This is a genomic window from Flavobacterium sp. ALJ2, assembly GCF_015594725.1.
Lineage (GTDB): Bacteria > Bacteroidota > Bacteroidia > Flavobacteriales > Flavobacteriaceae > Flavobacterium.
Window position 1 is genome coordinate 12,634 of sequence record NZ_JADNRC010000006.1, and the last position, 23,335, is coordinate 35,968.

General features: G+C 31.8%; 18 protein-coding genes. 5 read left to right on the forward strand and 13 right to left on the reverse strand.

Annotated features, from left to right (window positions below; genetic code table 11):
• The first annotated feature begins 51 nt into the window (after positions 1 to 51).
• The 3 genes from IUY40_RS08210 (at position 52) to IUY40_RS08215 (ending at position 1,260) form a co-directional block, all read left to right on the forward strand.
• On the forward strand, positions 52 to 678 hold the full coding sequence (locus tag IUY40_RS08210; protein ID WP_195736385.1) for a hypothetical protein: 627 nt from the start codon (positions 52 to 54) through the stop codon (positions 676 to 678).
• Positions 679 to 904: 226 nt separating this feature from the next.
• Entirely contained in the window at positions 905 to 1,030 is a 126-nt protein-coding gene (locus tag IUY40_RS19605) for a hypothetical protein (protein WP_255520465.1), read from the forward strand.
• Positions 1,027 to 1,260: a hypothetical protein gene (locus IUY40_RS08215; RefSeq protein ID WP_195736386.1), complete on the forward strand. Its 234-nt coding sequence runs from the start codon at positions 1,027 to 1,029 to the stop codon at positions 1,258 to 1,260. Before IUY40_RS19605 ends, IUY40_RS08215 begins: the two co-directional genes overlap by 4 nt.
• A gap of 108 nt (positions 1,261 to 1,368) precedes the next feature.
• Here IUY40_RS08215 and IUY40_RS08220 read toward each other — a convergent pair whose 3' ends face one another.
• From IUY40_RS08220 to IUY40_RS08265, 10 genes are all read right to left on the reverse strand, one after another.
• Positions 1,369 to 1,803: a DUF6526 family protein gene (locus IUY40_RS08220; RefSeq protein WP_195736387.1), complete on the reverse strand. Its 435-nt coding sequence runs from the start codon at positions 1,801 to 1,803 to the stop codon at positions 1,369 to 1,371.
• A gap of 307 nt (positions 1,804 to 2,110) precedes the next feature.
• Positions 2,111 to 2,566 carry an SRPBCC domain-containing protein gene (locus IUY40_RS08225; protein ID WP_195736388.1) on the reverse strand — a complete coding sequence of 152 codons (456 nt, stop codon included), beginning with the start codon at positions 2,564 to 2,566 and terminating at the stop codon, positions 2,111 to 2,113.
• An 11-nt stretch (positions 2,567 to 2,577) separates the two neighbouring features.
• Positions 2,578 to 3,039: a DUF1440 domain-containing protein gene (locus tag IUY40_RS08230; RefSeq protein WP_195736389.1), complete on the reverse strand. Its 462-nt coding sequence runs from the start codon at positions 3,037 to 3,039 to the stop codon at positions 2,578 to 2,580.
• 533 nt (positions 3,040 to 3,572) lie between these two features.
• Positions 3,573 to 3,947 carry a DoxX family protein gene (locus tag IUY40_RS08235; protein ID WP_195736390.1) on the reverse strand — a complete coding sequence of 125 codons (375 nt, stop codon included), beginning with the start codon at positions 3,945 to 3,947 and terminating at the stop codon, positions 3,573 to 3,575.
• Positions 3,948 to 4,289: 342 nt separating this feature from the next.
• Complete coding sequence (locus IUY40_RS08240) at positions 4,290 to 5,027, reverse strand: GNAT family N-acetyltransferase (protein WP_195736391.1); 738 nt, start codon at positions 5,025 to 5,027, stop codon at positions 4,290 to 4,292.
• 72 nt (positions 5,028 to 5,099) lie between these two features.
• Positions 5,100 to 5,705, reverse strand: coding sequence for a Crp/Fnr family transcriptional regulator (locus IUY40_RS08245; RefSeq protein ID WP_195736392.1), 606 nt, complete (start codon positions 5,703 to 5,705; stop codon positions 5,100 to 5,102).
• Between the two features lie 268 nt (positions 5,706 to 5,973).
• Entirely contained in the window at positions 5,974 to 7,392 is a 1,419-nt protein-coding gene (locus IUY40_RS08250; protein WP_195736393.1) for a TolC family protein, read from the reverse strand.
• A gap of 130 nt (positions 7,393 to 7,522) precedes the next feature.
• A complete protein-coding gene (locus tag IUY40_RS08255) occupies positions 7,523 to 10,687 on the reverse strand; it encodes an efflux RND transporter permease subunit (protein ID WP_195736394.1) in 3,165 nt (1,054 codons plus the stop codon).
• 10 nt (positions 10,688 to 10,697) lie between these two features.
• A complete protein-coding gene (locus tag IUY40_RS08260) occupies positions 10,698 to 11,840 on the reverse strand; it encodes an efflux RND transporter periplasmic adaptor subunit (protein ID WP_229335462.1) in 1,143 nt (380 codons plus the stop codon).
• A 438-nt stretch (positions 11,841 to 12,278) separates the two neighbouring features.
• Positions 12,279 to 12,872 (reverse strand): TetR/AcrR family transcriptional regulator, encoded by a 594-nt coding sequence (locus IUY40_RS08265; RefSeq protein ID WP_195736396.1) that lies wholly within the window; start codon positions 12,870 to 12,872, stop codon positions 12,279 to 12,281.
• Positions 12,873 to 13,288: 416 nt separating this feature from the next.
• Here IUY40_RS08265 and IUY40_RS08270 point away from each other — a divergent pair, with 416 nt between their 5' ends.
• A complete protein-coding gene (locus tag IUY40_RS08270; RefSeq protein ID WP_195736397.1) occupies positions 13,289 to 16,945 on the forward strand; it encodes a DUF2339 domain-containing protein in 3,657 nt (1,218 codons plus the stop codon).
• A gap of 74 nt (positions 16,946 to 17,019) precedes the next feature.
• Here IUY40_RS08270 and IUY40_RS08275 read toward each other — a convergent pair whose 3' ends face one another.
• Positions 17,020 to 17,943, reverse strand: coding sequence for a 2-dehydropantoate 2-reductase (locus tag IUY40_RS08275; RefSeq protein ID WP_195736398.1), 924 nt, complete (start codon positions 17,941 to 17,943; stop codon positions 17,020 to 17,022).
• A gap of 102 nt (positions 17,944 to 18,045) precedes the next feature.
• On the opposite strand from IUY40_RS08275, the gene IUY40_RS08280 reads away from it, so the two are divergent.
• On the forward strand, positions 18,046 to 18,873 hold the full coding sequence (locus IUY40_RS08280) for a helix-turn-helix transcriptional regulator (RefSeq protein ID WP_195736399.1): 828 nt from the start codon (positions 18,046 to 18,048) through the stop codon (positions 18,871 to 18,873).
• A gap of 217 nt (positions 18,874 to 19,090) precedes the next feature.
• On the opposite strand, the gene IUY40_RS08285 is transcribed toward IUY40_RS08280, so the two are convergent.
• Together IUY40_RS08285 and IUY40_RS08290 are read right to left on the reverse strand one after the other, a co-directional pair.
• A complete protein-coding gene (locus IUY40_RS08285) occupies positions 19,091 to 22,195 on the reverse strand; it encodes a CusA/CzcA family heavy metal efflux RND transporter (protein ID WP_195736400.1) in 3,105 nt (1,034 codons plus the stop codon).
• Between the two features lie 37 nt (positions 22,196 to 22,232).
• Complete coding sequence (locus tag IUY40_RS08290; RefSeq protein WP_195736401.1) at positions 22,233 to 23,321, reverse strand: efflux RND transporter periplasmic adaptor subunit; 1,089 nt, start codon at positions 23,319 to 23,321, stop codon at positions 22,233 to 22,235.
• Positions 23,322 to 23,335: the final 14 nt, after the last annotated feature.

The following is a 23,335-nucleotide window of genomic DNA, read 5'->3' on the forward strand; positions in this document are numbered from 1 at the left end:
GAGCACTTTTGAATATGAATTACCAGAATTTGTCTGGAAAAAATAGCATAAATGAAAAAAGAAATTTTAGATAGAATTCAACAACTAGGAGGTAACATAAGTAAAGTAAAAGGATTGTCTTCGCATAGCGATATTTTGTCTATTACTTTTGATACCGTTCTTTATAAAAGACCAATTGATACTCCATGGGAAAAAGCAGAGGATTCGGAACCTATTTATGGAATTTCGGAGTTTATTAACGAAAATCACGAACTTTTTAAAAAAGACCGAAAAGCTTTTTATGATAAAATAATCGAAAAATATTATCGATTAACGATTGAAGGCTATGGGCAGATGTTTTGGGAAGGCCAGCCTTTTACCCCTTTTAAAGTAGGTACAGAAGACTATGAGGAATGGAATGATGATTTTATAGATGAAGATATTGATTTAAGCGAAATAACTAAGGTAACGAATGATCCTGCTCCGGATTTTATTTACCTTTTTTCTAGTTATGGCTTTCCTGATAATTACTATATATGCTTATCAGATCCAAATCCAGAGAATCCTACATTATTTGGTACCGATCACGAAGTCTTTTTTAGTGAAGTTACTAATGAAGGAAATCTAGAAGATTTCTTAAATACTTTTTTGACGAAAGAAGAACTTTTAGAAATAGTTAAAAAACGAATTGAAAGTTAAATGAACTTAATAAGTTAAGGCAATGAGAGAGTGGGAGGTTCTTGAATTGCTCTGTATTCCTTAAATACGTACCCAAAAGAAGTTCCCACTATAATTAACCAAGAATAAAGAACTTCTTTTTTGTTTTTTTAGTCGATATCAAAATTAACTGCTTTTTTATTGAAAGGGAAAGTCCTTTGATTACAAGGGTTTTTTGCTATATTTGCTTTTCCTAAATTACAGAATCATGACATCTAAAAAACTTTTGCCCGTGTGGTATGGTGGCGGTATTGGAAACAACCGTAACACTTCTGTAAGTGTAGGACACCTTAGCTACACGGGTTTTATATTTCCTAAAATTGCAGAGTTATGAGTACAAACACCCTTTCAGAAGAAGCCAAAACAAGGCTTATGAATTTTTTCAGCCATGTAATTGAGCCAAAAGATATGGCTAAGGTAATAAGGCAAGCAAATTATCTTCTTACTATGAGTGCTATTAAAGAAAATCAAGACCTTCAGAACGAAATAATCAACTTTGAAGACAGCTTTTATTGGCTCAATGAATTAGCCGAAGCTTTAAATCCTTATTTGAGTGTAAAATAAGTTTTAATTAGCATATTTTAAGACCCCTCGATTTGTATAAATCGAGGGGTTTTTGTTTTGATTTACAAATCAAGATGGGGCTTATATAATAGGGTAAACAACAATAAACTAAACCCTTTCGTAATCGCCATTCCAATCGGTAATAGATTTTTTAATTGAATTTCCGGATAGATTTTCATCCAGTGTTTTTTCGATTAGTACAAGGAGTTCTTTATCAGGACTAAATCGTAATGCGAATAATTGTTCATCACTTAGCTGGTCTTCAAATTCTTCTAGTCTTTTACCTGTTATGACAAAATACCGATATCGAAGTTCTAATTTTACTATTCGGTTTTGTAATGTTAGTGCATAATGTTGTCGCAGCATGAATGCCAATCCAAATAAAACTATAAAAATGAAACTGATAAATATCCAAATTAATTGTTCTTCGGTTGTAAAAGAAAAATAGATGCTAAAAAAAAGTAAAATTAGTAGTACTGGATAATAAATAAAATGATGTGGCGGATAGTACCGAACATGATTTTTATAAGATTGTGTTTCCATGTGAGTTAGTTTTTTTTAAAGGTAATCAAAACCTTAGTTTCTTAAATGGTATTTATCAATACGTTAAGAGTTAAAAATTTTGTTAAAAAAGACTAATTCGCCATATAATCAATTGTATAAGTGTAGATTAAGTGAGTCAAATTTTAAAATCTAAATACCGATAATTAATTGATTTAAAGAGTTAAATATTTCCATTTATTCTTGGTTACTTCACTATCGGAAAGATGTTTATTAAGTCATTTTATTTGGGTAACTTTTTTAGCTATTCTCTAAATTCCGATTGATTTTTAAAAAATATTGGACTCATTTAATTTTCTTCTACTAGTTTTTTTATTTCTTCCAAAATCGGATTCCAACCTTCTCCACTATTTAAAGCTTCAGAATATCTTCTTTGTCCATCTGCCACTGTTGAGTAATCGCCTTGAGAGACATTAAGAACGGTTTTCCCATTATTATCGGCCAATTCATATGTTACATTCAGATAATTTTCCGGAATATCTGGAATAGTTGAGTTTGGGTCGAAAGTAGAATAAATAAGCTTTTTATTTGGTTCAATGCTCACAATATGTCCTTTTACAAAAACCAAGTCCTGACCTTCATAATTAGCTTGCCAAAGAAGTTCGCTTCCAATTTTCCAGTCGGATAAAGCTTCGCAACCAAACATATAAACTTTTGTTTTCTCTGGATTTGTTAATGCATCCCATACTTTATCAGCAGGAGCATTTATCTCGATAGTATTGTTAACTGTTAGTTGGTTTGCCATGATTATTTGAATTACTTATTATAATATTTCTTTGTAATGTATGCAATAGGAATCCCGATACAAAAAATCAGTATTAGGATTGATAATAGTAACGGAAAATCTAAACTTTTTGCAGGTAGAATTGGAAATACAATTGGAAGAACAACCAGGTTCATTATAATCCAAACAAAAATACCATATACGATTCCTGAAATTATGACATTATTTTTTATAAATGGTATATATGGATAAATTATAAAATAGAATAAAGCAAAGCTGATAGCAATTATAAAATGAAATACAAGTCCGTAGAAAGTCATTTTTGGATCACCCGAATAGGCATCTTGTTTAAAAATACCACTAGCAATAGATTGCAATATTTTAGTTGCAGTAGTGTTTTGTAATATAACTGCATAAATAAGAATAGAGATAATAATATCCAATATACCAGCAATTAAACCTGATAATAATACCGTTCCAACTTTTGATTTCATATAGATAATTGTTTTTTTGTGTTTAACAAATACTAGACAAACTTAGGGGCTTGTTACTGCTTTTAAAATTGACTTTAATTGTTTTATATGTCTTTGCATATGAATGAGTGTGAAATTAATCCATTAGTAAATTCTAAATTTTATAAATGAAGGACTTTTAAAACTGCGACAGGTTAAAGTTAAATCATAAGTTTCGGATATGTGCAATAAATCTTCTTTTGTTTTTGCTGGGCTTAAGTTATCCAACTCTTATTGCATTTGATTTCTTGAACTAGTATTAATTTAACTACTTAAACGTGTTTTTTTTATGTAAGTATTTCACAATGATATCCATATGAATTGAGCAGTTTGATTATTTCTTTATTTGAAATTTTCAAATCATGTACTCGCAGAATTCTATCACAATCTTCTAAGTCAAAGTTGATGCTACTATTTGGAAAATGTTCAAGAAGTTTTTCAATAATTATTTTTGATTGCGCTACTTCTTGAACATTTGTTTTAAAAACTTTTATCATAGTTTTCTTTATTTAAAACTAAATGCTTTTGTAGCTTAATAGTTTGTGGTAATTGATATATGAGATTATCAAAATTACCAGAAAAATTAAAGGGAAAATTGCTTGAAAACCTGTTCCATCAACTGCAAAGTGGCTTATTGAGGCGAATATAAAGTCGAAAGCAAAGCCTGCATATGCCCATTCTTTAATACGATTTGGGACTTTTGGAATTATCAATACTAGTACCCCTAAAATTTTAAAAATGACTAATGCATTTCCGAAATAGCCAGGATAGCCTAAATGTTTGATTCCTTCTTTTGCTAGTTCTGTTTGAGATGTTAGGGCTGGCATAACGCCTTCAAATAGAAAAATAATAATGGTAGTTACCCAGAAAATAATTTTTGTTGATTTCATTTTTTGTTAGTTTTTTGGTTGATCACTACTTATTTAACGAAATTACGAATATTGTTTTTATGTTAAATGCGCATTTACGACTATTTTAGGGGCGTATGAGACAATCATTTTTTTTACACCATTAAGACATTAAGAAAAAATAAGTTTAATGCTACAGATTAAAAGGATTAGAAGGATTTTTATAAAATAGAGTATTTACTCTATTGGTTTTATCGTAATCTTGTTTCTCTGAGAGGAGTCGAAGAGTTGTATGGGCTTCGACTGCGCTCAGCCTGACAAAATGAGAGTATAAATCTGCTTAAATCCGCGTCATCTTCGTGCCATTAAATTCAAAGTTTATCGCTAGCTTTTTAAAATGTAATTTTTTATGATAAACAAGTCTTTAAAGCCAAGTTTGGTATAGATTCCTTTTCCCATTACAGATGCTTGTAATAAAGCATATTCGGCATTTAAATCTATAGAAAGATTGAGAGCATATTTCATGATTTCTTCAGCAAAACCTTTTCTTCTCATTTCTGGAATAACGCCCACGCCATGTATTCCAATATTGTTTTCTGTTTGAAACAGCATAAAAGTACCAATTGGTTGGTTTTGGTATGTAACTAAATGAAATTGTACTTCGTTGTAATTATGCATTAGGATTTCTTTACTGATTGTATATCCAAATGCGTTTGGATATAAATCAGTCCAGATTTTGGCATCTTCGCTGTTCCATATACGTTTGAATTCTAGTGTATTTTGTAGTTCGAATGGTTTGTCTAGTTTTAATGCCATTGCTACTTGTTCGGTCTTTTTTATCAATCCTTTGGTATCTAATATTTCATTAGAATTTGTTTCGTAAATATCCCAATACGGAATTACTAAAGTTGGATTGGATTCAAGAAATTCGATTGCAGTTTGGGCGCTTTTTTGATTCACATCCTCACTAAACCATAATTTATTTGGCCAACCTGAACTTTCTATTTTGCAATATTCGAAAGTATTATTTTTATGATAGGATTGAAAAGGAGTTCCTACTGTTTTCCAAAAATGGGTAAGATTATTAATGTTGTCATCAATTAGATTTGTGTTTTTTTCCATTTTTAATAAAATTATAAGAGGGTAATTCAAAGCTAAGTAAGGTCTTTTATCTAAACCTTTACTTATGTTGATTTAGGTCTTTTGATCTAAAATTTTTCTTATTCGACTTAATTGTGTTGCAGTAATTCCTAAATGTGATGCTATATGGAGTAGGGGTATTCTATGCAAAATATCTGGATGCTTTGCTAATAAATCTAGATATCTTTCGGTAGCATTTTCCATAACGATTGAGATCTCTCTTTGCTCTTTTTCGATTACCCAGTTTTTTTCGAGGTAAGCAATATAATAGTCTTTTAAATCATCATTTTGGTTAATTAGTTCTCTGTATTTCTTGTAGTTAATAGCAATAAGAGTTGAGTCTTCTAGCGCTTCGATTGTAAAATCAGAAGGTGTTTGCTGCAATAATGAAACCGTTGAACCTGCAAAATAGCCTTCTAAGAAAATATTCTTATTATAAATATTTCCTTCCTTATCGGTAATATAAGCTCTTAAAGCACCTTTGCAGATAAAGTAAATTTCTTTGGCAATTTGTCCATGCTGTAAAAGGTTTTCTCCTTTTTTTAAGAGTTGAAATTCGGTAATGCTTTCTATTAACTCCCAAGATACGTCTGTAATAGGAGCGTAGCTTTGAAGCTTTAATTTTAGGTCGTTACCATATTTATCTTTATCAATTATCATTTACCTTGATTATGTTATCAAATGTATTTAATTATGATCAAAGTGTTTTTAAATTCGAGAGAATATTTTGAAAATTTTAGTCACTAGCCCTGATGGGAACGGCATCCTTTTGTGGCGGTGTTCGCCATAAAAGATATAATAGACAGCAGGTCCCGATAGCTATCGGGATAGTTCCTTATCCTGCTTAATTTTGGATAATAAAAAATGCTGTAAAACCTAAGTCTTACAGCATCTTCTCAAAAAATAAATAATTAACGGGTAATAGGTATTATTTCCATCCTCCACCGAGTGCTCTATATAATTCGGTATTAGCGGTTAATTGTTCGCGTTTGATGTTGGCTAGTTCCAACTCACTTTGCAATATATTCGCTTGTGCTGTAATGACTTCCAGATAATCTGCCATTCCGTTTTTGAATATCATATTTGAATTTGTAATTGCTTGTTGCAATGTTTTTACACGCTCTTTAAGAAAGTACTGTTGGCTTTCTAGTTTTTCAATTTTAACCAAAGCATCTGATACTTCACTAACGGCAACGAGTACCGATTGTCTGAAGTTTAATACTGCTTTTTCTCTTTCGGCTTTGGCAATATTATATTGTGTTCTTATTCTTTTGCTGTTTAGCAAAGGCTGTGTTAATCCGCCAAGAGCAGTTCCGAATAGCGATGCAGGAATATTAAACCAATTACTTGTTTCGAAAGAATTTAAACCTCCGCTTGCCGTAATTTTAAGGGAAGGGTATAAGTTTGCTTTTGTGATTCCAACAGTGGCATTTGCTTTGACTAATGCTAATTCGGCATTTTTTACATCGGGTCTTTGTCTTACTAATGATGATGGAATTCCGGCGGTTAAATTCTCTTTTAATTCGATAGAATTAAGTGTTATTGTTCTTTCTTTAGAGCTAGGAAATGAACCTGTTAATACGCTTAATGCATTTTCCTGAATGGCAATGTTTTGCTCCAGTAAAGGGATTAATTGTGCTGCAATTAGTTTTTGTGCTTCCGATTGCTGAATTGCTAATGAGGTTACCTGACCTGCATCGTATTTTAATTTGATGATGAAGGTGGTACTATCATTTAATTTTAAGTTCTTTTTGGCAATTTCTAATTGAGAATCGAGCATTAAAAGGTTGTAATATCCTTTGGAAACATTAGAAACAATTGTCGTTTGCAATGCTTTTTTTACTTCTTCTGATTGAAGATATCCTGCATAAGCTTCTTTTTTCTGACTGCGAATCTTGCCCCAAATATCTGCTTCCCAAGAAAAGTTTATTCCAGCGGAGTAATCTTCAATATGACTTTTATTTAAAGATTGATTCAGATTATGTCCGTTAAAACTGTTTTTAGATGGATTATTGATACTTCCGTTTACAAATGCATTTACTTCGGGAATATTTCCCCATTTCGCTTGCGTTAATTGATATTGTGCAATTTCAATATTTTTGGTTGCAATTTGCAAATCATTATTTTTTGTAATAGCACTGTCTATTAGTTTTACAATATCTTTTTCTGTAAAGAACGTTTTCCATTCCATATCGGCAATACTTGTAGTATCGCTTGAAGCGGATGCACCCCTGAAATTATCAGGAAATGCATCTTTTGGAACTTCAATATCCTTTGAAACTTTACAGGATATTAATGTTGTGATGAGTAACAGTATCACAACCGTTTTTGTTATATAATTTTTCATTTTATATGGTATCATTAATTTTTTCGACATTTATCTTCAGGTGCTTCAAGTGCTTTTGATACTTTCCAGGATATTAATGTAAAGACAACAAAAACTGTTATCAGAACTGATGTTATATAATTTTCCATTTTTATTTTTCTTCGTTATGAATTACGGCCAATGATTTTCCAGAAACCTTTTCTTGTAAATGTTGGAATACGATAAATAGAACTGGGATAATTAATACCCCAAGGATTACTCCTGAAATCATTCCACCTGCAGCGCCAATACTTATAGAGTGGTTCCCTTTTGCAGATGGACCTGTAGCGCTCATCATCGGTATGATTCCCACGACAAATGCTAATGATGTCATGATAATTGGTCGTAGTCTTAGTTTGGCAGCTTCTATCGATGATGCCACTAACGATTTTCCTGCTTTTCTTCGCTGTGAAGCAAATTCAACGATAAGAATTGCATTCTTTGCCAGCAATCCTATAAGCATGACCAGAGCTACTTGTACATAAATGTTATTTTCGATACCAGTTAATCCGATAGCTACAAATACTCCAAATATTCCAACGGGGATTGATAATATTACTGCTAAAGGCAAGATGTAACTTTCGTATTGTGCTGCAAGTAGGAAGTAAATGAATATTAGACAGAGTAGGAAAATAGTTGTTGATTGTCCTCCTGAAGAAATTTCTTCACGTGTTTGTCCTGAAAACTCATAGCTGTATCCTGTTGGCAATTGTTGTGCTGCAACTTCTTCAATTGCTTTAATGGCATCTCCTGAACTAAATCCTGGTTTTGGAATGGCATTAATTGAAATTGAGTTAAACAAGTTATATCTCGAAGCTGTTTCGGATCCATAGATACGAGTCAGTTTTACCAAAGTATTGATTGGAACCATTCCGCCATTTTTGTTTTTTACAAAAATGTTATTAATTGATGATGGTGCAGCTCTATCGTCGATATCTGCTTGTACAACTACTCTATAATATTTACCAAATCGGTTAAAGTCAGATGCTTGTGTACTACCAAAATAAGCTTGCATTGTTTGTAGAATGTCTTTTACATTTACGCCCAATTGGTCTGCTTTTTCGTCATCAATATCCAATTGCAATTGTGGATAATCTGCTTTAAAGGTGGTAAATGCTACTGCAATTTCTGGGCGTTTCATCAACTCTCCAATAAAGGTTTGTGATATTCCGCTAAATTTATCTAGTTTACCTCCTGTTTTATCTTGTAGCACCATATCCAATGCCTCTACGTTACTGAATCCAGGTACGGTAGGGAAACTGAATACAAAGAAACTACCTGTTGAAATAGCACCTAATTTTCCTTGTACGTCGGCCATGATTTGATCAATATTCTTGATTGCTCCACGCTCTTCATTTGGTTTAAGCAAAACAAAAATAACGGCTGATGATGGACTTGTTGAGTTCGTTAACAAGTTAAAACCTGAAATCGCTGTTACAAATCGTGATGCATCTAATCCTCTTAAAGTATTCTCTGCTTCGGTCATTACTTTTTGAGTTCTATCTAGCGATGTCCCTGATGGCGTATTTACTGCAATTGCAATAAAACCTTGATCTTCTGTAGGTATAAATCCTGAAGGTGTCGTATTTACCATTAAGATAGTTGCAGCAGTTATTATTGCTAATCCTCCTAAACTAACCCATTTATTACGTATTAAGAATCTTAAACTTCCGACATAGCGGTTGGTTAATGAGTTGAAGCTTTTATTGAATCCTATAAAGAATTTTTCTTTAAATCCTTTTTTTGTTTCTGGATTAGCTGCATGCGTTGCTGCATGATTATTTTTTAAGAATAAAGCAGCAAGTGCTGGACTTAAAGTTAGTGCATTAACTGCCGAAATTAGAATTGCAATTGCCAAGGTAAAGGCAAACTGACGATAGAAAACTCCTGTAGAACCTTCCATAAAACCTACGGGCAAGAAAACGGCAGCCATTACTAAGGTAATAGAAATAATTGCTCCTGTAATTTCATGCATCGCTTCATTTGTGGCTGCTTTTGGCGATAAATTCTTGTGTTCCATTTTTGCATGCACCGCCTCGACGACGACAATTGCATCATCGACGACAATACCAATTGCAAGGATTAAGGCAAATAATGTTAACAGATTTATCGAAAACCCGAATAGCTGCATGAAGAAAAACGTACCCAAAATAGCAACTGGAACAGCAATTGCAGGAATTAATGTTGATCTAAAATCTTGCAGAAATATAAATACTACGATAAATACTAATATGAAGGCTTCTATCAGAGTGTGTTTTACTTGATCGATAGATTGGTCTAATGAAACTTTTGTGCTATAGAATACATTTTGTTTTATTCCTGCTGGGAAACTTTTAGCTGATTTTTCCATCAGCTTGTTAATTGCTACCTGAATTTCATTTGAGTTAGATCCTGCTAACTGTATGATACCTATTACAACTCCTTTTTTACCATTTAAACGAGTTAAACTATTGTATGAATAAGCTCCAAGTTCAACTCTTGCCACGTCTTTTAAACGAAGTATTGAACCATCAGCATTGGCACGAATAGCTATTTTTTCATATTCTTCAGGTTTTGTTAATTTACCTTTATATTTGATAACGTATTCAAAAACTTCTTGACTTCGTTCTCCAAATTTCCCAGGTGCTGCCTCTAAACTTTTGTCTTGTATGGCTTTCATTACTTCGTTTGGCGTAACCTGATAGGTTGCCATTTGTGTTGGATTTAGCCATACGCGCATTGAGTAATCTCTTACACCTCCAAATATACTCGCTGAACCTACTCCCGGAATACGTTTTATTTCAGGAATAATATTGATTTGAGCATAATTGGCAACGAATGTCTGGTCGTATTTAGCTTCGTCTTCGGTATATAAACCAATACCCATAATGAAGCTGTTTTGTTGCTTGGCAGTGGTTACACCTTGCTGAACTACCTCTGTAGGCAATTGACTTGTTGCTTGAGAAACTCTGTTTTGAACGTTAACTGCTGCTTGATCGGCATCTGTACCCAATTTAAAGAATATGGTAATGGCTAATGTACCATCATTGCTCGCTGTTGAGCTCATATAGCTCATGTTTTCTACACCATTTATAGATTCTTCTAGTGATGGTGCTACCGAACGTAAGACTGTTTCGGCACTTGCACCCGGATATACTGCTGTTACTAAAACCGATGGTGGTGCTATATCAGGAAACTGTTGTAAGGGTAATTTTGTAAGTCCAAGTACACCCAATATCACCAATAAAATGGAGATAACAGTTGCCAGTACAGGTCTTTGTATGAATATTTTGAACATTTTCGTTAAATTATTTTTTGTTAATTATTTGAGCAACTTTAGCAGTCGATTTTTCTGGCTGAATTACTTGTCCTTCCTGTAGTTTGTCGATACCAGTTAATACGATTTGGTCACCAGATTTTACACCATCTTTAATTAGATAATCTGTTCCAGTTTTTCCGATAATTGTGATTGGCATTTTGTTTACCTTGTTTTCTTTAGTCAGCGTATAAACGAAAACTTTGTCTTGCATTTCTATAGTAGCAGATTGCGGAACCAAAATAGCATCATCATGCTGAATCCCTAAGCGGATTTTCCCTGTATTCCCTGAGCGCAATGTTCCATTTGAATTAGGAAAAGTTGCTCTAAGTGTTATTGCTCCAGTGTTTTTATCGAATTGTCCATCGACCATGTCGATTTTTCCTAATTGTGTATAAGCATTACCGTCGGCTAGTATTAAAGAAACCGGAGGCAGGTTTTTGATTTTGTCACCAATTGTATTTCCAGAATATTGAGTTTTGAAATTGATAAAATCTGTTTCTCCTAATGAGAAATAAGCATATACTTCATGAACATCTGATAATTTTGTTAATGGTTCAATATCAGATACAGAAACTAAACTTCCTTGTTTTTTAGGAAGTCTTCCTATGTATCCGCTTACTGGGGCTGTGATTGTGGTATAACTTAAATTAATTTTTGCAGATTCTACCATTGCTTTGGCTTGTTCAATATTTGCAGCAGCAATTCTATGAGTAGCTTTTGCCGTTTTTAATTGATAGTCAGAAACTACTTTGTTCTGTACAAGTGGAGTTAGCTTATCAATTTCTAGTTGCGCATTGATCAATGCAGCTTCGGCTCCGTGAAGGTTTGCCAATGCATTGTTGAGCTGTTCACGGAATGGGCGTTCGTTTATTTTAAATAATGACTGTCCTTTTGAAACGTAAGCTCCTTCGTCTACCAAAACTCGGTCTAGGGTACCACTTACTTGTGGTCGAATTTCTACATCAATCGTTCCTTGTATTGAAGCAGGATATTCTGAATCTGTTGTTGCATTTGTGTTTTTAATAGCAAGTACGGGTAATAATGGGGCTGCAGGAGCAGGTGCTTGAGTCTTATCTGCACATCCTATTACAACTAGTGCTACAAGGATACTGGTTAAGATTACTTTTTTCATTTTAGCGTTGATTTTAATTTGTTGAACATTTGGATTATTTAAATTCGGATTAGGTTTTGTATTATTTTGATTCATATTTACTAGTGTTAAAAAATCTAACAGCGTTAACTATATTGGTGTAAAAATTTATATAAATATTCCTTCCACTTATAAATAAATTATAATTGGTATTAAATTATTTATCACTGTTTAGTGATGTTTCAAAAAACTTCAATTTTTCTTTCAACACGACCTTCGATTCCGCTCAGGATGACAAAAGGATGATAATAAATTGAAATTATAGTATTAAATTACTGCATTAAATTTTTTAACGTCGTTAAGTAGAGTTGTAAAAAAAACTTTTTGATTTTTATTTTGACTTCGTTTAAGATGACAAAATTTGGTTCAAATTTACTACATTAAATTATTTATCAGCGTTAAGTGAGCATTAAATTTTTTTTAACGTATTGATTTTATGATTCCACCAATGGCATCTTTTAAAATTTGGGTATTAATTGTTTCTAATGTTTCACTTTTGTTGATGATGTTGATAGAAATTAAACCATGTATTACTGAAAAGAAAGTAAAATATTTTTGTTTTATTATTTCTTCAGTTGGTTTACTGTCTTTCATTATTTCTGCAATAACGGCAATAAATAGTTTGTAAGGAGCTTCTGAGGCAGAACAACGCTCATTACAGCATGTCATCTGTACTCCAAACATTAACTGATACATATCGGTATCGGTAAATGCGTAGTCCCAATATGCCATCCACATTGCTTCAAGCTGTTCTTCGGGATTATCGGATTTGTTTTTGGCTTTTTCTAGTTCGATAGTTAACTTAACGAAACCTCTACCTGTTAGTTCTTGTAATATTGCATCTTTGTTCGAAAAGTATTCATAAATGATAGGAGCAGTATATTCAATCTTATCTGCAATTTTTCGCATACTAAGACCTTGCCAACCCTCATCTTTTACAATAGTACAGGCAGCATCCAGAATGTTTTTTCTGGTCTCTTGTTTTTGTCTTAAAATTCGATCTTTGCTTGCCATTTTTTGAGAGTATTAAATTGTTTAACACCGTTAGGCAAATGTATGGCAATTTTTAAGATTAAAAAATATTTATTTCATAGTTTTTTCTTATTGCCTAATAAATAAATCACAAGTAAGATGTTATGTAAGGTAAAGTATAAAAATTGTGATGTAATATGCTTGAAGTAATAGGTAAATTGATAAAAGATAAGGTATATAATGTAAATGGGGGTAAAGGGTATGTTAACTTATTGAGTGTGATTAAGTTGTTTGTTTGTTATTATTCTTATTTAATGTTTTTTCTATGTTAATTAGCTTAATTGATTTATAATCATTCAATTGTACTATTATTAAGTTCTTTTATTCTAATAAAAAAACGACTTGGTGAATTTAAAATTGCTAATAATTCTTACATTAGACGATTCTAAATTTAAACTATGGTTGGTTTTCTCCTTTTTGCTTTAATTGTTTGTGTTGTTATTCTGTTTTATAATTTTTCCATATTAAAAAAGGAAAACGAATATTTAGATTCCCTTTATAGTAAAAGTAAAGAGGAATACAATTCTTTGAAAAAAGAGATTGATGACCTCAGAAAGCAAATCACGCAGCCTGGTTTTGTTACCGAAAATTTAGTTTCAAAAATTGCTGAAGTAAAAAATATTTCAGAACCTATTCAAGAAGTTATTTCTCAAGATATTCCTGATATTATAAATGATATTGATGATTTCCCTCAAAAAGAAGAAGATATCATTATTGAAGAACCTATAGAAGAACCAGCTTTTAGTTTTGAATCCCGAACGATTCATATACTTGACAAAGGAGAAAAGGTTGATGAAGAAGAAACTCCAAAATTAGAAGAAAACCTTGAAAAACAGCCTGTTTATAAACCTGAACCTCAGCCTGGGCCTCAAGTTTATGAAGAAGAGGTTTATGTAGAAAGTGCTTTTTCTCTTTTAATGAAAAAGATAGAACATCAATTTGCTGAAAATTGGACCGGAATTTTAGGTACTGCCATAATGGTTTTAGGAATTGGTTATTTAAGCATTTATACTGCTTTGAAAGTTTCGCCAATGTTCAGAATCCTAATTCTTTGGCTTTATGCTGGAATTTTAGTTGGATCCTATTTCTTTTTAAAAACAAAAGAAAAATGGTTTAAAACAGGGCTTTGGCTTCGCAGTGCTGGAGCGAGTTTGTTTTTGTTTGGTTGTTTTGGTGCTTCGCAAATTCCGGCGCTTACTTTTATACATAATATTCCAATTGCTTATTCACTCATCGGAATTGGAATTGCAATCAATTTATATGTTGGTTACATTATAAGGCAGCAAACTTTTTTATCGCTTCACGTAATTTTAAGTATCTTGATTTTATGTGTAATTCCAGAAAAACTCTTAATTACATTTTTGTTGGCAGCGATAACGGCTACGGCAGGAATTATTTTATCTTATAAAGAAAAGTGGGAATATCATTTATTGATTGTCATTTCGTGTTTTATCATATTTGATATTTGGTTTACTCAAGGAACAAATGTTTTGAGTGCATCTCAAAATGTTTTTGCAATACTGGGTATTATTTTGGTTTCAGTAAGCTGTATGTATATGCAGTATCGAAATATTTATGCTAACACTCATTTTGATAAAATTGCTTTTGTAACGCATCTTATTAACTGGGTTTTATTTGCTTTAGGCTTAATTTTGCATTCAACAGGAAGCACGATTAAAATTTTCGTTTTATTTATTGCAGGAGTTCTTTGCCTTTTTGCGACTCTTTTTGCTAGAAAGAAAAAGATCTTTTGGTTGTATCATTTAGATGGGATGGTTTCGTTTTTGCTTTTTGCATTGAGCATCATCATGCTTAATGATTGGAGAGTAGGTTCTGATATTATTGCTTGCGGGTTGTATGCCTTAGTAATTACTTGTTTGTTTATTGTTTATAAAAATAAAGAAGTGTTGCTGTCTAAAATATTTTTAGGTCTCAATCATATTTTCTGTTTGTTTATTTTCGGCTTTTTTGTTATGCATATTAATCCATCAATTGAACAAACCAATATTACAAATTCTTTTGCTAGCTTGATCGTAATGATAGTCATGACATTATTAGTTCCTGTTTTTTGTTCTATTAAAAAAGAGTTCTTAGCAATAGATTCTTTTATTGCTAAAAAAGATTTGAGCTTAAACGGAATCTTCTCAGTACTATTTTCAATATTATTTTTCTTAAGTTGGTATCATACGATTGAAATTTCGTTTTATTACCCTCTTTTATTTATCGCTTTATTGTGGTGCTTTTTACGATTCAAATTCAAAACAAATACTTTTGATTTTGGAAGATTCACTTTTTTAATCATTACCATTGCCACAGGATTAACACTAATTCTAACTGAGCCAAAATCTAATTTAGATGTTGTATTTGCTTTAGGAATTGTTTCTGTAATAACATTCAACTGGTTTATAAAATTATTATATACAGATGATTCTACTATCAAAACGGTCGGGATTATTGGTGTAAATGTTTTATTAGTTTCGTTTTTATATAAATATTTTGCTCTTTATTATATTATCCAAATTTTCGGATTCTTTGTTATAGCGCTATTAAATCACGAATTTTTATGGATTCAATTTAAACGAAAAACACTTTCTGTCAGCAACCAAACTTTGCTCTATGGTTCTTGTCTTGCTTTTTCGATATTTGGAAGCTTTTTGTTTTTATACAATACCCAATTTTTGAATAATACCGAAATTGGATTAATTGCTGTTGGACTTTCTATAATCGAAACGTATATTTTGTTTGCAGACAAAATCAGAAACAAATCAAATGCTATTATCTCGGGGTGGGGAAATTTAAGTGTTCTTAATTCTGAATTTATTCTTTTTAATGCTTTAGTTTTTGGATTTTCTTGTATTGAAATCGATTATATCCCTGTTTATTTAGGTGCTTTGGCATTGCTTACTTTTTGGGTTTTTCAAAAAACTGAAAAAATTAAACGTTATAATATTTACTCCTTTATATTATTAATGAGCGCTATACTTATAAGTGTTTATTTAGCTATCGATGAAGCAAATGCTGCTAATAAAACGATGCTTTATGTGACACAAGCAACATGCATTTTGTTGTCTGTTGTTTATAGTTATTTACAGATTAAATGCTTGAAAGAAAAAGGAAAAATGTTTATTGCTATTTTACCTGTTATTCAAAATCTATGGATTATAATTTTATTATTTATTCAGGTAGAGATGGCTTATTTACCAATGTTATTTATGCTTTTGGCAATTCTTAATTTTGGTTTAATCGTATATAAAAAAATAAATTTGGTTCCAGAATCGGTACTAGTGATAGGGTTATTATCTATTTTAATCTCTGTTTTGTACAGTATTAAAGAGTTAAATCAATTTAACTTGTTGGATTGGGTTTTGCAACTTTCTAGTATTGCTTTATTAATTGTTTTAGTGCTCTTGATGAACAAAAGAGACTTTGTTAAATCATTAAAAATAGATTATCAAATTATCATAAACATTTGGCTTTCGATTATTATGTTCTCTCAATTAGAACACAAATGGCTTCCTGTATTTTGGGCAGTAACAGCTATAATAAACTTATGTCTTTATTATAAAAAAATTGGTACTAAAAAAGAGATTAGTATTGTTTATTATTTATTGGCAAATTTTCATTTAGCGTTTATTAGTTTCAATTATTACGAATCTAAATTTGAATTTGTTTATCTGATTATATTTGCCCTATTAGCATTATACATTTTTATTATTTATAAATATATTGAAGATTTCAAATTCAGAAACAGTATCATTATTTATCCTGCTACTTTTAGTATCGGATTGTTTCTGTTTCTCTCATTTGACAAAGGAATCTTAACGTTCTTCTGGATTTTAGAATCTCTAGGATTATTAATACTCGGAATTATTCTGAAAGAAAAATATTTCCGTTACGTTTCGCTTTCCTTAGTTGGTGTTTGTGTAATCCGATTAATGTTTTTTGATTTATCAAATGCGGATTTCCTAATAAGAGCTTTAGTCTTATTGGGAGTAGGAGTAGTGCTTTTGATAATGAATACTTTGTTCAAAAAATACAAAGAGAGATTTGATTAAAAAAAGATAAATTTTATTTCTGCAAGGTTTTTTTAACCTTGCAGAAATCTATTCAAATCAAAATTAATTATTCTTTAATTTTGCGAAATAATTCTTTCGTTGATACTCTCATAAAAAGGTGTCAGGATTTCGTGTTTCTTACAATTTTCGATGACGTAATCTACTAAGAAAGTTTTTTCAGTTTGGTTGTTGTTTTCAAAATCCAATTGTAAAGATGATTTGGACTCAAATGGAAATTTAGTCAATAGATCTTTTGAAGTTTCGATATCTTCTTTCGTCAGGTTGATATTATTTTTGCTGGCTAGTGATTGAATTTCTATCATCATATTTTCTAGAATATGCATTAGATTTTTATCTTCTAAGAGTTGCCCAAAAGTGACTTTATAAGCTGAGGTTATTGCGGCAACTGGAGCTACGAATAGGTATTTCTTCCAGAGTATTTGATTAATATCAGAAACATAAGTAATGTCTAAACCTCCTGTTGTTAATAGATCTATTAGCCATTTATTCTCTTTTTCTCCTCCAACGAAAATTTTTCCTGGTCCTCCAATATGCTGAACGTGCCCTGGTTTTTTTACATTTGATGCCACATAAATGCAACCTTCCATTATTTGCCCTAGTTCGGGTAATGTCTCACGAATAATTTCTCTTGCATTTACAACATTCTGCAAAGTGATTATAATAGTATCAGGACTTATGCAATCTTTATAAGAGTTTAGTATTTCGTTTACAGAGTATGATTTACTTGTGATTATAAGCACATCCAAGATTCCAATTTCAGTTGGATTATCTGATACTAAATCTGGAAATAGAGTTTCTTTTATGCCTTTGGATTCAAATATTAATCCGTCTTTTTGGATGGCATTTTTAGTTTCACCTCTGCAAATAAATATAATTTTGGTACTACTGTCTTTGTACTTTTTTGCCAATGGTGCGCCTACAAATCCGCCGATACCACCAATTCCAAGAATTCCTATTTTTATTGTATCTGTATTCATCTTTTAGTATTTACCGTATTTAGGTTATTGATACAAAGTAAACTGGTTTGTATTTATATATTGATGTAAAAATATAGGTTATATTTGTATAATTTAAGGATTATGAACAACACTTTTTTTATATATAAAGATTTCGAAATTTATTCGGTTGAAGAATTAACATGGAAGAAAGAGGTGCATAGGCATAACTTTTTTGAGTTGTTATATATTGAATATGGTACTGGAAATCATATTTTGAATTCCATTCATCATAATTATAAACAGCATGATATTTATTTGCTTACGCCAAAAGATTACCATTCTTTTAAAACATTAGAACCTACAAAGTTTCATTGTTTGCGTTTCTTACCTAATTTTTTTTCGAATAAAACGGAAATAGAAGAAATAGAAAAAATATTTTATTACCACAATCAGCTTAATGGAAATTTGATTTTACCTGATGATGATAAGGTATTTTGCGAATTGGTGATTTTAAAAATATTAGATGAAGTAGCTAGACAAAAAGGACAGAATGAAATTATAATCAAAAGTTTGATGATGTCACTGATTCAAATAATAAGAAGAAATGCTAATCTACATGAAAATGATTTAAATATCCAAACTACTGAGGTTTTAAAGATAGATACTATTTTAAGTTACATCCGTTTTAATATTGCGAATCCACATCTGCTTAAGAAAAAAGAAATAGCCAGTTATTTTAATGTTTCTATACATTATATAGGGGAATATTTTAAAACTCATTTAAACATTACTTTAAGAGATTACATTGAACAAACGAAACTGAAGGTTGTGACTGAAAAATTGAGCAAAAGCAATTTGACTTTTTCAGAAATCAGCAATGATTTGGGTTTTATAGACAGCAGTCATTTTAATAAATTCATTATGCGAAGTACTGGAGTTTCCCCATCTGAGTTTAGGAAGAGGATTTAAGGTTCAAAGGTGCAGAGGCACAAAGGTTCAAAGGTTTTTTGTAGAGGTGTATAGCAGTGCGCGTTTAGTATGTGATAAAGGAACACGATACGGATTTTTTAGTTTCATTATTAAAGAAATCCGTTTAATCCGCGTTCCATTTCTAGACAATCTAATTAAAAAAACACCTTTAAACATGAAGTCCAAAGGTGTTCTTAAATTCAATATAGTAAGATGATTATGAATCGGTATTACTTGTATCTTTTTTGCGATACACTAGATAAAATACTTGAGGTAATACTGTTAATGATAAGATCATACAAACAATTAGACCTCCTACAATCATAATTGCCAATGGTTTTTGTACCTCAGATCCCATTCCTGTAGATAATGCTGCAGGTAATAATCCAAGAGACCCCATAAGTGCAATCATTACAATAGGTCGTATTCGGCTGTATATACCATTTGATATTGCATCTTTTAGGTGCATATTGGCTCTCATGTTTTCTTTTATGATTCCGATGAGGACAATACTATCAATTGCACTGACTCCAAAGAGTATAATGAAACCTATTCCTGCTGATATTCCGAACACTGTTCCTGTTATCCATAACGATAAGAAACCACCTATAAAGGCATATGGCATGGCACTCACTGCTACCATAGTATCCTTGAAATTACCAAAATTGAAATACAATAAGCATAAAATAAGAATTAGTACTACTGGAACAATCATAGACAATTGTTTAGATGCTCTTTCTTTACTTTCAAATTCTCCTGCCCATTTCATTACATTTTCTTTAGGTAGTTTTACTTCGGCAGCCACTTTTTTCTGTGCCTCGTTAATTGTACTACCTAGATCTCGACCTTCGATACTAAATCCTACTGCTATATAACGGCTGTTTCCTTCACGATATATAAATGTTGGACCCGTTTTATATTCTACAGTAGCGATTTCTTTTAAAGGCACCTTTTTCCCGTTCATGGTTGGAATTAGAATATCTTCTATCTTTTCTTTTGAGTCACGGTATTCTTTTTCGAAACGTATGCTAATATCAAATATCTTTTCGTCATCATAAAACTGAGTTGCCGCTTGACCTCCAATTGTCATTCGAATAACTGCTTGCGCATCTGCAGTTGTAATAGCATAACGTGCCATTTTTTCATCATGGAGTTGTATTCTTAATTCTGGTAAACCGATATTTTTATATACATTTATATCTTCAATTCCTTTTACATCTTTTATAGATTTGGCAACTTTTGCAGCCATTTCTTCTAATTGAAATAAGTCATTTCCGAAAATCTTTATAACAAGAGGACTTTTTACACCTGCGACATATTCTTCTACATTATCCTGAATAGGTTGGCTAAAACCAAAGCTAATTCCAGGATATACATCCAACTCCTTTTTAATCTCGGCGATTAAGTCCTCTTTACTAATTTTACGTTTCCATTCATCCTGATGCAGTAATTCAATATGCAATTCGATATTAAAAAATCCTGTTGGATCGGTTCCGTCATTTGGTCTTCCTGTTTGCGTAAGTATAAATTTTACTTCTTCAAATTTTCTTATTTTCTCTTTCATCTCTTTTGTAAGACGTACGGCTTCATCAAGATTAATGCTATTAGGTAAAGTTGCTCTTACATAGATCGCTCCTTCATTTAGTTTCGGAATAAATTCGGAACCATAAAAAGCAAATTTGGCACAACATACAGCAAGTAATACCAAGAATCCGTATAATGTTGCTTTACGATTTCGAGTACTCCATTTAAATAATTTAAATAGGTTTTCTCTAAAGAAACGCGAAATCATATTTTCTTTCTCAACTATATTTTTGGTCAACATTACTTTACACATTGCTGGTACGTAGGTAAGAGACAGGATTAATGAGCCTAATAACGCATAGCTTAAAGTAAAGGCTAGGGGAGAGAACATTTTTCCTTCTACCTTATTAAAAGAGAATATAGGCATAAGTGCTACAATCAAAATAATTAGAGCAAAGAAAATATAAGTAGCTACGCTACCGACACTTTTCTTGATAAGTCCCATTTTACTCATTTTGTTAAAACGTTCCATACCCACTTTATGTGCTTTCTTTTCTAGCGATACAAAGACTTGTTCGACTATAACTAGTGTTCCCTCAAGCAGAAGCCCAAAATCCAGTGCTCCCATAGATATCAGATTCGCGGGTAATCCTTGTATTCGTAACATTATGATTGCGAATAAGAATGAAAGCGGAATCACCGATGCTACAATTAATGATGTACGCCAATTGTAAAGGAAAATAAATACAATTAATGATACTAGTAATATTCCTTCAACAAGATTTTTTGTAACTGTTTTTACCGTTGTGTTTACCAATTCGGTACGGTCAATAAACGGAACAATTTTCACGTCATCAGGAAGTACACGTTCATTAAGTTCATTTATACGATCTTTAAGTCGTTTTATAACTTCGCCTGGGTTTTCTCCACGAAGCATAACTACAATACCTTCTACTACATCATCATTGTCATCTAAGCCTACTTGTCCTAATCTTGGTTTAGCAGCTATTTTAACTTCTGCTACATGTTTTACCAATATTGGTGATGCGCCTTTGGTTTCAATCAGTATATTACCTATATCTTCTATTTTATTGATAAGACCAACTCCTCTTACCACATATGCTTGATCGCCACGTTGTATTACATCACCACCAACGTTTACGTTACTTTTGGAGACAGCTTCGTAAACATCGAGTGCTGATAGGTCATAATTTTCTAATTGGGTAGGGTTAATTTTTATTTCGAATATTTTTTCTTCTCCACCAAAACTTACTACATCAGCAACTCCTGAAACGGATACTAATTCTCTTTCAATTACCCAATCCTGAATGGCTTTTATCTCTTTAATTGGTAAATCACTTTTTATAACATACCTGAATATTTCACCTGTTGCTCCAGATGGTGGTTCAATATTTACATCTGCTCCTTCAGGAAGATCTAATCCGTTAAGACGATTAGATGCATATTGCTGTGCGTAAAAATCATCAACATCATCATCAAACAATACTGTTATTACTGATAATCCAAAAAGCGAAATAGATCGTACTTCTGATTTTTTAGGTATCGTATTCATTTGTTTCGAAATAGGAAGCGTAATGAATTTCTCTACTTCTTCGGCACTTCTTCCAGGCCATTGGGTAATTATCCTTGCTCGGGTATTGGTTACGTCAGGAAAAGCTTCTATAGGTGTATTGATATAGCTTACTATTCCGGCTACTAGTAGTACTGCTGTCAAGAAAAAAACTATTAATGAGTTCTTTAATGAGAAAGCTACTAAACCTTGTACAAATTTTTTCATGTCTTGTATTGTGTTTATCCGTTTTTATGGACGATACTTAGTTTTTTAATCTCTCTTGAATTAACAAGTGATTTTTAGTAATAACCTTTTCACCTTCTTTAACTCCTTTATCAAAATAAATCCAGTTGTTATTTTTTTTGATTGGATTTATTTCTCTTGATTCGATTGTGCAATCGTCTTTATAGATTAAGATATAATCTCGATTATTATCAAAAATGGCTGCTTTTGCAGGAACTGCGACAAGTATTTCTCCTCCTAAGCTTTTATCAATAACGATATCTGCTGTCATTCCGGGTTTTAATTTTAAGTTTTTATTTTCCATCACGATTCGGGCTTTTAGAACGTGTTCTTCGGCATCAAAAACTTTAGAAAGCATGGTTATTTTTCCTTTAAATACTTCTCCAGGATAAGCTGGTGTTGTAACATCTACAAGCATATTTTCGGTAACATTTTTTAGATTACTGGTATAAACATTTACCAATACCCAAATTTCTTTTAGATCAGAAATTGTAAAAAGAGATTCGCTGCCATTAGTTATCTGCATTCCAGGGCTAATGTTTTTTGCTACGACATATCCTTCAGTTGGTGCTTTTATCTGAAATACGGCTCTTTCACTGCTCGCACTAAACATAGCAAGATTTGCTTTTACATTTTCTAAAGAAGATTTTAAAATATCTAATTCACTTTGTGCTTGCAAGAGGTCTTTTTGTGAAGCAATTCCATCATCAAACATTGATTTTGTAGCTTGTAATTGACGCTGAGCAACTGACAATTGTGATTGTAATGATTTGCTTTCTGATTGCATACCGTTAAGTTCTGTACTCTTTATTTCTGCAAGTACTTGTCCTTTTTTTACATAATCACCTAATGAAAAGGTAGTTTTGGTTATAATTCCTTCCACAAGGCTATTAAACTGTACTACATGATCATTATTATAGGTGATATTTCCTGTAAGATTTATAGATTCACTAACGGTACGTTTTTGTATAAGCTCGATAGTGATTTTTTCTTTTAGGTTTTTATCAATACAAAATTGCTCTTCTTTTGTATCTTTAATTGCTTCTTTTTTGTCACACCCATAAACGAGCATTAATCCAAGGATAGGAAGTAAAATATGTTTCTTCATTATGTTTGTTGTTA